Here is a 12,980-nt window from a genome sequence, read left to right on the forward strand (position 1 = left end):
CTAGAACAGGGTGTCGTAGATCTGCCAGCCGTCCCCGACCTGCGACTTTGCCGCGAACGGGGCCGTCACGTTGCCGGTGGAGTGGTAGAACCAGAAATCTCCGGCCGAGTCCACGCCGACCAGGTCGCCGCGGCCGTCACGGTCCAGGTCGCTCGGGCCGAGCAGCAACTTGTACGCGCCCCAGCCCGAACCGATCTGGACGCGCTTGGCGTACGGAGCGGTGGCCGAGCCGGTGCCCGTGTAGATCCACAGGACCCCGGCCTTGTCCCGGGCCACGAAGTCCGCCTTGCCGTCGCCGTTCAGGTCGCCGGTGGAGACGATCGCGTTGTAGATCTGCCAGCCGGTGCCGATCTGTGCCTTCGGCGCGAAGGGCTTCGACGGCTCGCCGGTGCCCTTGTAGAAATAGATCACGCCGGAGCTGTTGCGGGCGATCATGTCGGCCTTGCCGTCACCATCGAGGTCGCGCATGCCGATGAGAATGTTGTACTGGTTCCAGCCGCTACCGACCTTGAGCCGGGCCATGTACGGCTTGTCCGGGTTGCCGCTGCCCCGGTAATACCAGAGGACGCCGTCCTTGTCGCGGGCCACGAAGTCACCCGTGCCGTCCGCCCGCAGCGCGGTCATGGCGGTGAGCGCCGTGTAGCCGCCCCAGCCGTAGCCCGCCTGGTAGCGACGGTAGTACGGGGAGGAGGCACTGCCGGTGCCCTGGTACTGCCAGATGCGCCCGGCGCTGTCCCGGCCGATCATGTTGTACCGGTCGGTCCCGGCGTCCGGGACCGTGCTGTTCGCCTGCTGGACGTCGCTCGCCTTCACCCAGGCGATGCGGTGGTTGTAGCGGATCGGGTAGAAGAGGTTCGTGGTCCCCTTCACGAGTGTGCGGTCGTTGTCGGCCGTGCCCGCGAACGTGCCCGCGAACCAGTAGTCACCCGCCTGCGCCGGACCGGCCTGCGCGTACGCCTGGCCCGCCGGGACGCTGTACTTCGTCAGCGAGTCGTTGTTCTTCGTCTGCACCGGAACCCCGGTGCCCGCGTACGCCGCGTCCTCCGGGTAGGCGCGCCCGTACACCGGGACGGACGTCGCGCCGGCCTTGGCCTTCAGCACCGGCTGCGCGGTCTTGGCGGCGGGCGCGGTGAACTGGCCGCCCGGGTTGTAGAACCAGGCCTTCTTGCCGCCGTACCAGATGGCGGTCCAGTCGGTCTTCGCCTCCGCGACGACGTACTCACCGCCGGCGACGACCTTGTTGCCCCAGTTCGGACCGTCGGTGGACCTCACGTTCGGCATGTACGGGTCGACGATCTTCGACGCCGTCGTGGAGGGCGAGGTGTAGAGGTAGCCGAAGTTCGCCGGCTGCTTGGCGACGTCGCTGCCGCCGTACGTCAGTGCCGGCTGGTTGGCCGTGGTGAACGGGGGCACCACCCGGACCAGCTCCCCGGCCTTGACCGGGCCGCCCGCCCCACTGGCACCGGTCGGGGCACCGATCAGGGACATGTAGTGGTTCCAGTCCCAGAAGGGGCCCGGGTCCCAGTGCTGGCTGGCGACATTGGCGTCCAGGACGCCCGGTACCTCGTCGTGGCCGATGATGTGCTCGCGGTCCAGCGGGATGCCGAACCTGCCGGCGAGGTACTTCACCAGGGCCGCCGAGGACTCGTACTGCGGCTCCGTGTACCAGCTGCCCGACTTGATCGCGTAGCCCTCGTGCTCGATCCCGACCGAGTGCATGTTCACGGTCTTGTTGGCCGCGTGCCACGCCTCGTTCTTCGTCTGCACCATCTGCGTGACCAGGCCGTCACTGGCCCGGATCAGGTAGTGGGCACTGGCGTAGGAGGCCGGGTTCTGGAAGGTCGCCAGTGAGCCGGTGTAACCGCCCTCGGTGTCGTGGATGACGATGTAGCGGATGTCCTCGCCACTGTCCGGGCGGTTCGCCTCGTTGTAGTTGCCGAAGTCGTCCGGGGTGCTGCTGTTCTGCTTGTAGCCGGCCGGCCGGAAGTCGCAGTTCAGCCCGGAGGGGCACTCCGGGGTGGGCGTCGCGGTGAGGCTCACGTTCGTCGCGGCCAGCGGCATCTTCGCGGGTTTGACCGGGGCCACCGACGGATCGGCGGGCAGGGACAGCTGCTGGCCGTCCGCCGTCACCCGGCTCTCACCCTTCTTGACCGACTCGAAGACCCGGTTGGCGAAGAGCGTGGCGCCCTTGGTGTCCGGAGCCTGGCTGTAGCGCGCCACGGCGGGGTACCACGTGCCGGCGTCCTCGGACAGGGACCCGGTCGCTTCCTTCTGGTACTTCGCGAGCAGCGCGGCGCCCGCGCGGATGCTCTGCTCGGTGTCGTCCTGCACGGACCCGGCCGGCTGGTCGATCAGCTCGGCCGCTTCGTCGAGCGTGTGCAGGACGGGCGTGTCGGTGTCCGTCTTCTTCGGCAGCTCGCGCAGCGCGCGCTCGGCGTCGAAGTGCTTCGTGACGGCCGGGTCGCCGCTCATGTTGAGGTGCGCGAGCCGCTCCGCGTCGGTCGGCTGCTCGACGTCGTCCTCGGTGACCGACGTGAGCCCCATGACGTTGTACGCCCCGCTCGTGCTCGGCTCGCCGTCGTGGCTCTCCCAGCGCGTCTGCCGGAAGGAGACCGCCATCAGCACGCTCTGCGGCACGTCGAACTCGCGGGCCGCGTCCTCGAACTGGGCCTGGAGCACGGCGGACGGCGAGGCGGGCTTGGCGTTCCCTGTGCCCGGGTCCTGCGACGCCATGGCCAGGGTGCCGATCGTCGCGGTCGCGACGACGGCGGCGCCCGCGCCGATCAGCAGCCGTCTCTTCTTGAGGTCCCTACGGTGATTCCGCTTCAAGTCCCCACCCTCAGTGTCCACTTGTCCAACGTTGTTCAACGCTGAAAGGCGTGAGGCTAGCAGGCCGTTCGGACAGCCCCGGCGCCGGCCGAGCCGAGACGTCCGTCTCAGTCACTGGGCAATCCGGAAAAGCAGTGGACGCGACCCCGTAATGTGGAGGCCGTGACCGTGAACGCCAATACCTCCGTCGCCGGTGGCAACACCTGGCGAGACCTTCCCGCGGCGCAGCAGCCCGAGTACCCCGACTCCGAGGCCCTGCGCGATGTACTCGCGGACCTCGCGTCGTATCCGCCGCTCGTCTTCGCGGGCGAGTGCGACCAGCTGCGTGCCCGTATGGGAGCCGTCGCCAAGGGCGAGGCGTTCCTGTTGCAGGGCGGCGACTGCGCCGAGGCCTTCGACGCCGTGTCGGCCGAGCACATCCGGGCCAAGCTGAAGACGCTGCTCCAGATGAGCGCCGTCCTGACCTACGCGGCCTCCGTGCCCGTCGTCAAGGTCGGCCGGATCGCCGGGCAGTACTCCAAGCCGCGCTCCAAGCCCACCGAGACCCGCGACGGCGTCACCCTGCCGACCTACCGGGGCGACTCCGTCAACGGCTTCGCCTTCACCGAGGCCGACCGCGTCCCCGACCCGGAGCGCCTGAAGCGGATGTACCACGCGTCCGCCTCCACGCTGAACCTCGTGCGCGCCTTCACCACCGGCGGTTACGCCGACCTGCGCCAGGTGCACGCGTGGAACCAGGACTTCGTGAAGTCGTCCCCGTCCGGCCAGCGCTACGAGGCCCTGGCCCGCGAGATCGACAACGCGCTGAACTTCATGAAGGCCTGCGGTACCGACCCGGCCGAGTTCAAGGCCGTCGAGTTCTACGCCTCGCACGAGGCGCTGCTCCTCGACTACGAGACGGCGCTGACCCGCATCGACTCGCGCACCGGGCACCTGTACGACACCTCGGCCCACATGGTGTGGATCGGTGAGCGCACGCGCCAGATGGACGGGGCGCACATCGAGTTCGCCTCGAAGATCCGCAACCCCATCGGCATCAAGCTCGGCCCGTCGACCACCGTCGACGAGGCCCTGGGCTACATCGAGCGCCTCGACCCCGAGCGCGAGCCCGGCCGGCTGACCTTCGTCGTCCGGATGGGCGCCGACAAGGTCCGCGACAAGCTGCCCGAGCTGGTCGAGAAGGTCACCGCCTCCGGCGCCACCGTCGCCTGGGTCACCGACCCGATGCACGGCAACACCTTCGAGGCGGCCTCCGGCCACAAGACGCGCCGCTTCGACGACGTCCTGGACGAGGTCAAGGGCTTCTTCGAGGTGCACAAGGGCCTCGGCACGCACCCCGGCGGCATCCACGTCGAGCTGACCGGCGACGACGTCACCGAGTGCGTCGGAGGCGGCCACGAGATCTTCGTGGACGACCTCCACCAGCGCTACGAGACGGCCTGCGACCCCCGGCTCAACCGCAGCCAGTCGCTCGACCTGGCCTTCCTCGTCGCCGAGATGTACCGCGACCAGTAAGGGCCGCGGCAGGCGGCACCGTACGGCTGTGGGGCACGGATCGATGTGATCCGTGCCCCACAGGGCGTTCCCGGGCTTTCACCACCTCCGGGCGGCGGGTAAGGTTAGGTTAGCCTCACCGATCATCGGGACGGCGCTCCACGATCCGTCCGACCGGGAGGTGAACCGCATGTACGTCTGCTCGTGCTTCGGCGTTACGGAGCAGCAGGTCAAGGACCATGCGGCAGCCGGGGCCTGCACGCCCCGCCAGATCGCCTCGGCCTGCAAGGCGGGGACGGACTGCGGCGGATGCGTCCGCACCATCCAGGCGATGCTCGGGCGCGGCGCCTGCTCGCGCCGCGAGCTCCTGGACCGGAAGCGGGCGCCCGCCGCCGAAGGGCTCCCCGAAGCCGCCTGAGCGCGGCCCGTCAGCTCTCCGGCTGCTCGATGAGCTGCGCGATGTACAGCGGCTCGCCCAGCTTCTCGACCAGCTCCAGCTGGGTGTCGAGGTAGTCGATGTGGTGCTCCTCGTCCGCGAGGATCGACTCGAAGATGTTCGCCGACGTGATGTCGCCCTTGCCCCGCATCAGCTCGATGCCGCGCTTGAGGCGGTCGATCGCCTCCACCTCGATCTGCCGGTCCGCCTGGAACATCTCGGTGACCGTCTGGCCCACCCGTACGTGGAAGAGCCGCTGGTAGTTCGGCAGGCCGTCGAGGAAGAGAATGCGGTCGGTCAGGATCTCGGCGTGCTTCATCTCGTCGAAGGACTCGGCGCGCGTGTATTTCGCGAGCTTCGTCCAGCCGAAGTTGTCCTGCATCTTGGCGTGCAGGAAGTACTGGTTGATGGCAGTCAATTCGGCGGTCAGCTGTTCATTGAGGAACTCGATGACCTCGGGGTCGCCCTGCATTGCAGAGGCTCCTTCCAACCGGTGAACTGGGCACGTTGGCGGCATCCTCGCACCGCACCCGGTGGCCGTCCAGTAAGTGCATGCTTAGTATGAGTTGCCTGAATTATCTCCGCCCTGGTCACGACCACCCCTGCCTGTCTGTCACCATGGAGTCATGGGTCAGCCGGAAAGCCGGGAACACCGCGCGTCAGAGCAGTCCGAGCTTCCGCCGGGCCAGCGGCTGCAGCGCGGGTGGCCGGTCACCCACTACGGGCCGGTGCCCAAGTTCAAACCGGACCGCTGGGAATTCCGGGTCTTCGGCGCGACCGCCGACGGCGAGAAGCACTGCTGGAACCACGAGGAATTCTCGGCGCTGCCGTTCTCCTCGGTCGTCGCCGATCTGCACTGCGTGACCAAATTCAGCATGCTGGGCGCCGAGTGGGGCGGTGTACTCGCCCGCGATGTCGTGGCCCTCGCCCCGCCCGCCCCTCAGGTCACCCATGTGATGGTCTGGGCCGAGTACGGCTTCAGCTCGAACCTCCGGCTCGACGACTTCCTCTCCGACCGGACCCTGTTCGCCACGCACAAGGGCGGCGAACTGCTCACCGCCGAGCACGGCTTCCCGCTCCGCCTCGTCGTCCCCCACCTGTACGCGTGGAAGGGCCCCAAGTGGGTCCGGGGCATCGAGTACATGACCGCCGACCGCCGCGGTTTCTGGGAGGAGCGCGGCTACCACAACATCGGCGACCCCTGGCGGGAGCAGCGCTACTCCTACCAGGAGGAGCCCGGGGACGGCCCCGAGCTCTGACCGGGGCGCGCCGCCCGCGGAGCCGCCGGGTCAGCCGCCGTCGCGCAGCGCCTGGAGCCGGGCCACGTCCGCCGCGTGCCCCTCCTTGCCGCCCGGCGTCTCGATGACCAGCGGCACGCCCTCGGTGGCCGGATGGCCGAACAGCTCGCGGAACGGCTCCTCGCCGATGTGGCCGGAGCCGATGTTCTCGTGCCGGTCCTTGTGGGCGCCGGCGACGTCCTTGGAGTCATTGGCGTGGATGAGCTTCAGCCTGCCCTCGCCGACCGTCTCCACCAGCAGGTCCAGCGTCTCCTTCATCCCGCCCGGCCCGGCCAGGTCGTGCCCCGCCGCGAAGATGTGGCAGGTGTCCAGGCACACCCCGAGCTTCGGGTGGGCGTCCAGCGCCTCGAAGTACGGGCCGAAGTCCCAGGTCCGCGAGCAGAGCGAGGAACCCTGCCCGGCGGTGGACTCCAGCAGCAGGAACGGGTCGTCGTCGTGCGTCAGCTCGTCCAGCAGCGGTCGCAGGTGTGTGCGCACCTGGGCCAGCGCCTCCTCGCGGGGCCGCCCGCCGGTCGCCGAACCGGTGTGCACCACGACGCCCAGGGCCCCGATCTCCCGCGCCCGGCGCAGCGAGTGGCGCAGCGACTCCACGGACCGCTCCACCGTCGCCGGGGTGTGCGAGCCGAAGTTGATCAGGTACGGGGCGTGTACGTACGCCGGTACGGACTCGGCGGCGCACTGCTCCCGGAACAGCGCGTCCTGCGCCGGGTTCCCGGCCGGGGTGGCCCAGCCGCGCGGGTTGGCGACGAAGACCTGGACGGCCTCGGCGCCCATCTCGCGGGCATAGGGCAGACCGGCCTTGGCGAGGCCGCCGGCCACGGGTACATGGCCGCCGACGGGGTTGCGCATACGGATTTCTACCTTTGATCTTGGCTGGTGCTCCGGCGTTTGCGCCGGGGGTGAGGGCCGTCTCGGAATTGCTCTGCCCCGCACCGGAGGCACGGGTCCGCAGTGTTCTCCTCAGCCCATGGGGTGCTTCTGGTTCTCGATGTACTGCTTGACCGCGGTCAGGGGTGCCCCGCCGCAGCTTCCGGCGAAGTACGAGCCGGACCAGAAGTGTCCCTTCCAAAGGTATCGCCGGACATGTGCGTCGTGCTCCTTGCGCAGCAGTCGAGCGGATACGCCCTTGAGGGAGTTGACCAGTTTGGAGAGCTGGACTTTCGGCGGGTAGTGGACCAGAAGGTGGACGTGGTCGTCCTCGCCGTTGAACTGCTTGAGTTCGGCCTCGAAGTCGGTGCAGACCTCCCGCATGATCTCTTCGCAGCGCGTGAGCATGGCGTCGGTCATGGCCTCACGGCGGTACTTCGTGATGAAAACCAAGTGAACGTGCAGGTTGTTGACGACATGACGGCCGGTGCGTACATCGGGATCGGGATTCCACCGTGGTGACATAAACCAAAGAGTATAGTGATCAACGTGCAGCTTCGGTACAGCTTCCGCGTGTACCCGAGCACCGGTCAGCGCGTGGCGTTGGCGAGGGCGTTCAGGTGTGTGTGGGTTGTCTTCAACGACGCGCTTCGTGTCCGTGAGACCGCCCGCGCCGCCGGGCTGCCGTTCGTTCCGTCCGGGGAGTTGTCCAAGCAGCTCACCGCCGCGAAGAAGACCCCTGAGCGGGCATGGCTCACCGAGGTCTCATCGGTCGTGCTGCAGCAGTCCCTGCGGGACCTGGACACCGCGTACCGGAACTTCTTCGACGGCCTCAAGGGCAAGCGCCCCAAGACGGGTGCGCCACGCTTCAAGTCCCGCAAGGACAACAGGCAGGCCATCCGCTTCACCGCGAACGCCGGATGGAAGATCACGCCGGCGGGTGGCACTTCGCGAGTTTCGTCGTGGAGACCGATCCGGGAGCCGACAAGGTGAAGGGGTCGAAGAACCGGGCGAAGGCCCGGATCAAGGTTGCGCGTGCTCACGCACGGACCGCCGATGCGCGGCGCGAGGTCCATCACCAGCTCTCCACGAAGATCATCCGCGAGAACCAAGCGGTTGCGGTGGAGGACCTGGGGGTCAAGGGACTCGCGCGTACGCGCCTGGCCAAGTCCGTCCACGACGCCGGATGGTCGGCGTTCGTGAACATGTTGGAGTACAAGGCCGCTCGGTACGGGCGCACCTTCGTGAAGATCGGCCGGTTCGAGCCGACCTCCCAGGTGTGCTCGCAGTGCGGCGTCAAGGACGGCCCCAAGCCCCTGACATCCGTACGTGGACGTGCGGGGCCTGCGGGGCGCACCTCGACCGGGACATCAACGCGGCGGTCAACATCGCCAAGGCGGCCGGACTGGCCGTGACAGCCTGCGGAGCGCGGGTAAGACCGGGACTCGTCCCGGCACAGCGCGAAGAAACAGGAACCCACCCGAAGCACCAGCCGGTGACCACCGGCAGCCAGGCGGGAATCTCCGTCCTTTAAGGCGGAGAGGATGTCAAAGTCCCTTGGTCTTGATGGTGATGGTGCTGCCCTCGGGGGCCCGGTCGCCGCCGTCCACGGACTGGCTGGAGACCTTGTCGCTGAAGGAGAGGAACCCGCGATCGAGGTGGACCTCGAAGCCCGCCGCCTCCAGTTCGTCGCTGGCGTCGTCCACGTCCTTGCCGACCACGTCCGGCACGTCGATCATCCGCGGCCCGTCGGAGACCGTCAGCTTCACGGTGTCGCCCTCGGCCGCCTCGGTGCCCTCGGCCGGCGACTGGCGGGCGATGTCGCCCTCGTCCTCGGGCGAGTGCACCCGCCCGGGCTCCACCTCCGCCTTCAGGCCCTCGTCGGCCAGCGCGTCGGTGGCGTCGTCGACGGAGAGCCCGGTGACGTCCGGGACGGCGACGGGGCTGCCCTTGGAGACCACGATCGCGACCGCAGAGTCCGGGTGGCGCTCGGTGCCCGCCCCGGGAGCCGTGCGCACCACCTCGCCGGCCGCCATGTCCTCGCTGAACTCCTCGGTGACCATGCCCGGGAGCAGGCCCGCCTCCTTCAGCTGCCGCTTGGCCTCCGCGAGCCGGACGCCCACCACGTCGGGCACCTCGACGATCTCGGGGCCGCGCGAGACGACGAGCGAGACCGAGCCGTTGTCCCTGATCCGCGCGCCCGACTCGGGGTCGCTGTCGATCACCTTGCCCCGGTCGACGGTGTCGCTGAAGGCACGCTTCACACCCTTCAGCTCCAGACCGGCGTCCGAGAGCCGCTCCTCGGCCGCCTTCTCGGTCTGGCCCAGCAGCGAGGGGACCTTGGTGAACTGCCCGGAGTTGATGTACCAGACGCCGCCGCCGACTCCCAGGACCAGCAGCACCGCCAGGACCGCCGCGATCAGCCCGCGCCGCGGACCGCCGAGCGGCCCGGTCCGCCGTGGCGGCAGCGGGTGCTCCGGCGGCGGGGGCATCTCCAGCCGGTTGGTGTGGTGGGCGGTGCCCAGGTCCGTGGGGAGCGCCCGGGGGATCACCGTCGTCCGGGCGTCGCTCTGCTCCGCCTCCCCGTCCCGGCCCTCGCCCCCGGCCTCGTCCCGCGTCCCGGTCAGGGCCCGCGGCGGTACGGCGTCGAGCTGCTCGTCCGTGAGGGCGGCGCGTGCCCGGCGGGCCTCGGCGAGCAGCGCCACCGCGTCGAACGGGCGGGCTTCGGGAGAACGGGCGGTGGCGCTCGCCACCAGCTCGTCGAGCTCGGGCGCGAGGCCGGGGACGACCGCCGACGGGGGTGGCACGTCCTCGTTCAGATGCTGGTAGATGACCTGGGCGGGGGACTCCCCGTCGCGCGGCTTGTCGCCGGTCAGCATCTCGTACAGCACGACCCCGCAGGCGTACACGTCGGCGCGGGTGTCCGCCGTGCCGCGCTCGATCTGCTCGGGGGCCAGGTACGAGACGGTGCCGAGGATCGTCCCGGTGGTGTTCGTCACCGCGTCCACGGCCCGGACCAGGCCGAAGTCGGCGACCTTGACCCGGCCGTCGTCCCCGATCAGCACGTTCTCCGGCTTCATGTCGCGGTGCACGAAGCCCGCCCGGTGCGCCGCGCCGAGGGCGGCGAGCACCGACTCCAGGATGTCCAGCGCGGCCCGCGGCTGGAGCGCGCCGCGCTCGCTCAGCACATCGCGCAGCGTGCAGCCGGCGACGTACTCCATCGCCAGGTAGACGTACTGACCCTGGGCGCCCTGGTCGAAGACCCCGACCACGTTGGGGTGGTCGAGACGCGCCACCGACTTGGCCTCGCGGATGAAGCGCTCGACGAACGAGGCGTCGGTCGCGAGCGCCGGGTGCATCACCTTGAGGGCGAGCACCCGGTCGAGCCGCGTGTCCATGGCCCGGTAGACCGTGGCCATGCCGCCCACGGCGATGCGGGCATCGACGCGGTAGCGGCCGTCGAGCAGCTGCCCGACGAGGGGGTCCTGGAGGGTCGTATCCACCATGCGAGTCTACGAGCCGCCGCGGACAGGCCCGCCGCCGTGGAGCGAACCCGGGGCAGTACTGCAGCCGAGCCGTGACAGGGGCGCGCGGCCCGGGGCCGGAATCCCGGCCTCCAGCGGTCCCAGGACCCCGGAACTGTGGATTCCGGCACGTCGGCCCGGACCGGGGCGGCCCGGGCGGCGTTCAGAACGCCGGGCGCTCCGGATCGAGCACCGCCCGCCCGGCCGTCGGCGACGACGCCTCGGCGAAGTGGCGGCGCGGGATGCGACCGGCCCGGTACGCGAGCCGCCCGCCCTCCACCGCGTGGCGCATCGCGGCGGCCATCAGCTCCGGCTCCTGGGCGCGGGTCACCGCCGAGGCGAGCATCACGGCCGAGCACCCCAGTTCCATGGCGAGCGCGGCGTCCGATGCCGTCCCGGCGCCCGCGTCCAGGATCACCGGCACCCGGGCCCGCTCGGTGATCAGCTGGAAGTTGTGCGGGTTGCGGATGCCCAGGCCGGAGCCGATGGGGGAGCCGAGCGGCATGACCGCCGCGCACCCCACGTCCTCCAGCCTCCGGGCCAGGACCGGGTCGTCGTTGGTGTACGGCAGCACGGTGAAACCGTCGTCCACCAACGTCTCGGCGGCCTCCAGGAGCTCGACGGGGTCGGGCAGCAGGGTGCGCTCGTCGGCCACCACCTCCAGCTTGACCCAGTCCGTGCCCAGCGCCTCGCGGGCGAGGCGGGCGGTGAGCACGGCCTCGCCGGCGGTGTAGCAGCCGGCGGTGTTCGGCAGCACCCGGATGGACAGCTTCCGCAGCACGGAGAGCACCGAGCCCTGCACGGTCGGGTCGAGCCGGCGCATGGCGACGGTGGTCAGCTCGGTGCCGGACGCGGTCAGGGACCGCTCCAGCACCTCCAGGCTGGGCGCCCCGCCGGTGCCCATGATCAGCCGCGAGGTGAAGTCGGTGCCGCCGAGGGTGAAGAGGTCGTCGGACACGGTCAGCCCCCCTGGACCGCGGTCAGGACCTCGACCCGGTCGCCGTCGGCGAGCGCGGCGGCGGGCCACTGGCCGCGCGGCACGACGGTCTCGTTGAGCGCGGCGGCCACCCCCGTCGGCGCGTCGGTCAGCGTCGCGACGAGGGCGTCCAGGGTGGTGCCCGCGGCGACGGCGACCGGTGCGCCGTTCACGGACACGGTGAGCGGGGTGGGCTCGGTCATGCGGGCTGCTCCTGGGGTGCGGGGGCGGGTGGGAACCGACCGGGGGAGAAGGGGCGGGCCGCCTCGGGCAGCTCGCCGTCGGCCAGCAGCGAGGCCATGGCGTCCCCGGTGACGGGGGTGAGCAGCACGCCGTTGCGGTGGTGACCGGTGGCGAGGTGGAGGCCGGGCAGGGCGGTGCGGCCGAGCAGCGGGGCGTTGTCGGGGGAGGCGGGGCGCAGCCCGGCACGGGTCTCGGTCAGCGGCAGTTCGGTGATGCCGGGCACCAGATCGTGGGCGTCGCGCAGCAGCTCGTAGACCCCGCCCGCCGTGACGGTGGTGTCCCAGCCCATCTCCTCGGTGGTGGCGCCCACGACCAGCTCGCCGTTCTCGCGCGGCACGAGGTAGACCTGGCTGCCCCGGACCACCGCCCGCACGGTGCGGGAGAGGAAGGGGGCGTAGGCCTGGGGCACGGTGAGGCGCAGCACCTGGCCCTTGACGGGACGGACCGGCGGCAGGGCGTGGGCGGGCACCCCGGCGAGCCGGCCGCTGAGACTGCCCGCCGCGAGCACGACCTGGTCGGCGGCCACCTCCGTACCGTCGTCGAGCACCGCCCCGGCGGCCCGGTCCGCGACCACCGAGAGGCGGTCGGCGCGGCGGCGGTGGAAGACCACCCCGGCCCGTTCGCACGCGGTCAGCAGCGCGGCGGCCAGCCGGCGCGGGTCGACCTGGTGGTCGCCGTCCACCCGCAGCCCGCCGCGCACGCCCGGGGCGAGCATCGGCTCCAGGCGGCGGCACTCGCGCCCGGTCAGCCACTCCGACTCCAGGCCCGAGCGGCGTTGCAGCTCGTGGAGTTCGCGCAGATGGGCGCGGTCGTCGGCGTCCAGCGCGACGGCCAGGGTGCCGCAGGCGCGGAAGCCGATGTCCCGCCCGCTCGCCTCCTCCAGCTCGGCCGTGAACGACGGATAGCGCCGGGCCGACGCGAGGTTGAGCCCGAGCAGCGTCTCCTCGCCGTAGTGCAGCTCCGTGACGGCGGCCAGCATCCCGGCCGCGACCCGGGCCGCCCCGCCGCCCGGCTCGGGGTCGGCGAGCGCGGTGGACAGGCCGCGCTGCGCGGCCCGCCAGGCGGTCACCAGGCCGATGATGCCGCCCCCGACGACGAGGACGTCGGCCCCCTCGGTGCGATGGGTGCGCATGTGCGTCCAGCCCCTCCCTTCGCCGGCATGACCCGGATCAGGTTCGTACGGTCGGAGGCCGCCAGCCTCCCTCTCAGCCCGGTGCGTCCGGGCTCCCGCGAGTGTCTTACGGTGGCCACCCTAACGACCTCACCCGCGGCGCGGGCAGGGAGGGCGGTGGATGCGCGGCCGCTTCTCTGAC

11 protein-coding genes, 1 pseudogene and 1 riboswitch are annotated in these 12,980 nt (G+C 70.7%); of the genes and pseudogenes, 4 read left to right on the forward strand and 8 right to left on the reverse strand.

The features are described 5' to 3' along the window. Complete coding sequence (locus ABZ564_RS03015) at positions 1-2,829, reverse strand: N-acetylmuramoyl-L-alanine amidase (RefSeq protein ID WP_360848494.1); 2,829 nt, start codon at positions 2,827-2,829, stop codon at positions 1-3. A gap of 168 nt (positions 2,830-2,997) precedes the next feature. On the opposite strand from ABZ564_RS03015, the gene ABZ564_RS03020 reads away from it, so the two are divergent. Continuing rightward, entirely contained in the window at positions 2,998-4,344 is a 1,347-nt protein-coding gene (locus tag ABZ564_RS03020) for a class II 3-deoxy-7-phosphoheptulonate synthase (RefSeq protein ID WP_360848497.1), read from the forward strand. Between the two features lie 169 nt (positions 4,345-4,513). Next, positions 4,514-4,741 (forward strand): (2Fe-2S)-binding protein, encoded by a 228-nt coding sequence (locus ABZ564_RS03025; protein ID WP_360848500.1) that lies wholly within the window; start codon positions 4,514-4,516, stop codon positions 4,739-4,741. A 10-nt stretch (positions 4,742-4,751) separates the two neighbouring features. Here ABZ564_RS03025 and bfr read toward each other — a convergent pair whose 3' ends face one another. Further along, complete coding sequence (gene bfr / locus ABZ564_RS03030; RefSeq protein ID WP_360848502.1) at positions 4,752-5,231, reverse strand: bacterioferritin; 480 nt, start codon at positions 5,229-5,231, stop codon at positions 4,752-4,754. Between the two features lie 154 nt (positions 5,232-5,385). On the opposite strand from bfr, the gene ABZ564_RS03035 reads away from it, so the two are divergent. Beyond that, positions 5,386-6,018, forward strand: coding sequence for a sulfite oxidase-like oxidoreductase (locus ABZ564_RS03035; RefSeq protein ID WP_360848505.1), 633 nt, complete (start codon positions 5,386-5,388; stop codon positions 6,016-6,018). 30 nt (positions 6,019-6,048) lie between these two features. On the opposite strand, the gene ABZ564_RS03040 is transcribed toward ABZ564_RS03035, so the two are convergent. Further along, a complete protein-coding gene (locus ABZ564_RS03040) occupies positions 6,049-6,906 on the reverse strand; it encodes a deoxyribonuclease IV (RefSeq protein ID WP_360848508.1) in 858 nt (285 codons plus the stop codon). Positions 6,907-7,017: 111 nt separating this feature from the next. Next, entirely contained in the window at positions 7,018-7,449 is a 432-nt protein-coding gene (gene tnpA, locus ABZ564_RS03045; RefSeq protein ID WP_360848510.1) for an IS200/IS605 family transposase, read from the reverse strand. Positions 7,450-7,473: 24 nt separating this feature from the next. Here tnpA and ABZ564_RS03050 point away from each other — a divergent pair. Then, positions 7,474-8,458 (forward strand): annotated as a pseudogene (locus ABZ564_RS03050) (RNA-guided endonuclease TnpB family protein). Positions 8,459-8,471: 13 nt separating this feature from the next. Here the strand turns inward: ABZ564_RS03050 and pknB are convergent. The 4 genes from pknB to thiO form a co-directional block, all read right to left on the reverse strand. After that, the gene (gene pknB, locus ABZ564_RS03055; protein WP_360848880.1) at positions 8,472-10,427 is read right to left on the reverse strand and encodes a Stk1 family PASTA domain-containing Ser/Thr kinase; all 1,956 of its coding nucleotides are present in this window, start codon (positions 10,425-10,427) and stop codon (positions 8,472-8,474) included. 184 nt (positions 10,428-10,611) lie between these two features. Next, positions 10,612-11,406, reverse strand: a complete 795-nt coding sequence (locus ABZ564_RS03060; protein WP_360848513.1) for a thiazole synthase — start codon at positions 11,404-11,406, stop codon at positions 10,612-10,614. 2 nt (positions 11,407-11,408) lie between these two features. Next, positions 11,409-11,627, reverse strand: a complete 219-nt coding sequence (gene thiS / locus ABZ564_RS03065) for a sulfur carrier protein ThiS (protein WP_360848516.1) — start codon at positions 11,625-11,627, stop codon at positions 11,409-11,411. Beyond that, entirely contained in the window at positions 11,624-12,799 is a 1,176-nt protein-coding gene (thiO, locus tag ABZ564_RS03070; RefSeq protein WP_360848519.1) for a glycine oxidase ThiO, read from the reverse strand. The genes thiS and thiO overlap by 4 nt, the downstream gene beginning before the upstream one ends. Continuing rightward, positions 12,797-12,908, reverse strand: a riboswitch (TPP riboswitch). Its footprint overlaps the gene before it by 3 nt. Between the last annotated feature and the right edge of the window lie 72 nt (positions 12,909-12,980).

Origin of the sequence: Streptomyces sp. NPDC019224, from assembly GCF_040632605.1 — a bacterium.
Classification (GTDB): domain Bacteria; phylum Actinomycetota; class Actinomycetes; order Streptomycetales; family Streptomycetaceae; genus Streptomyces.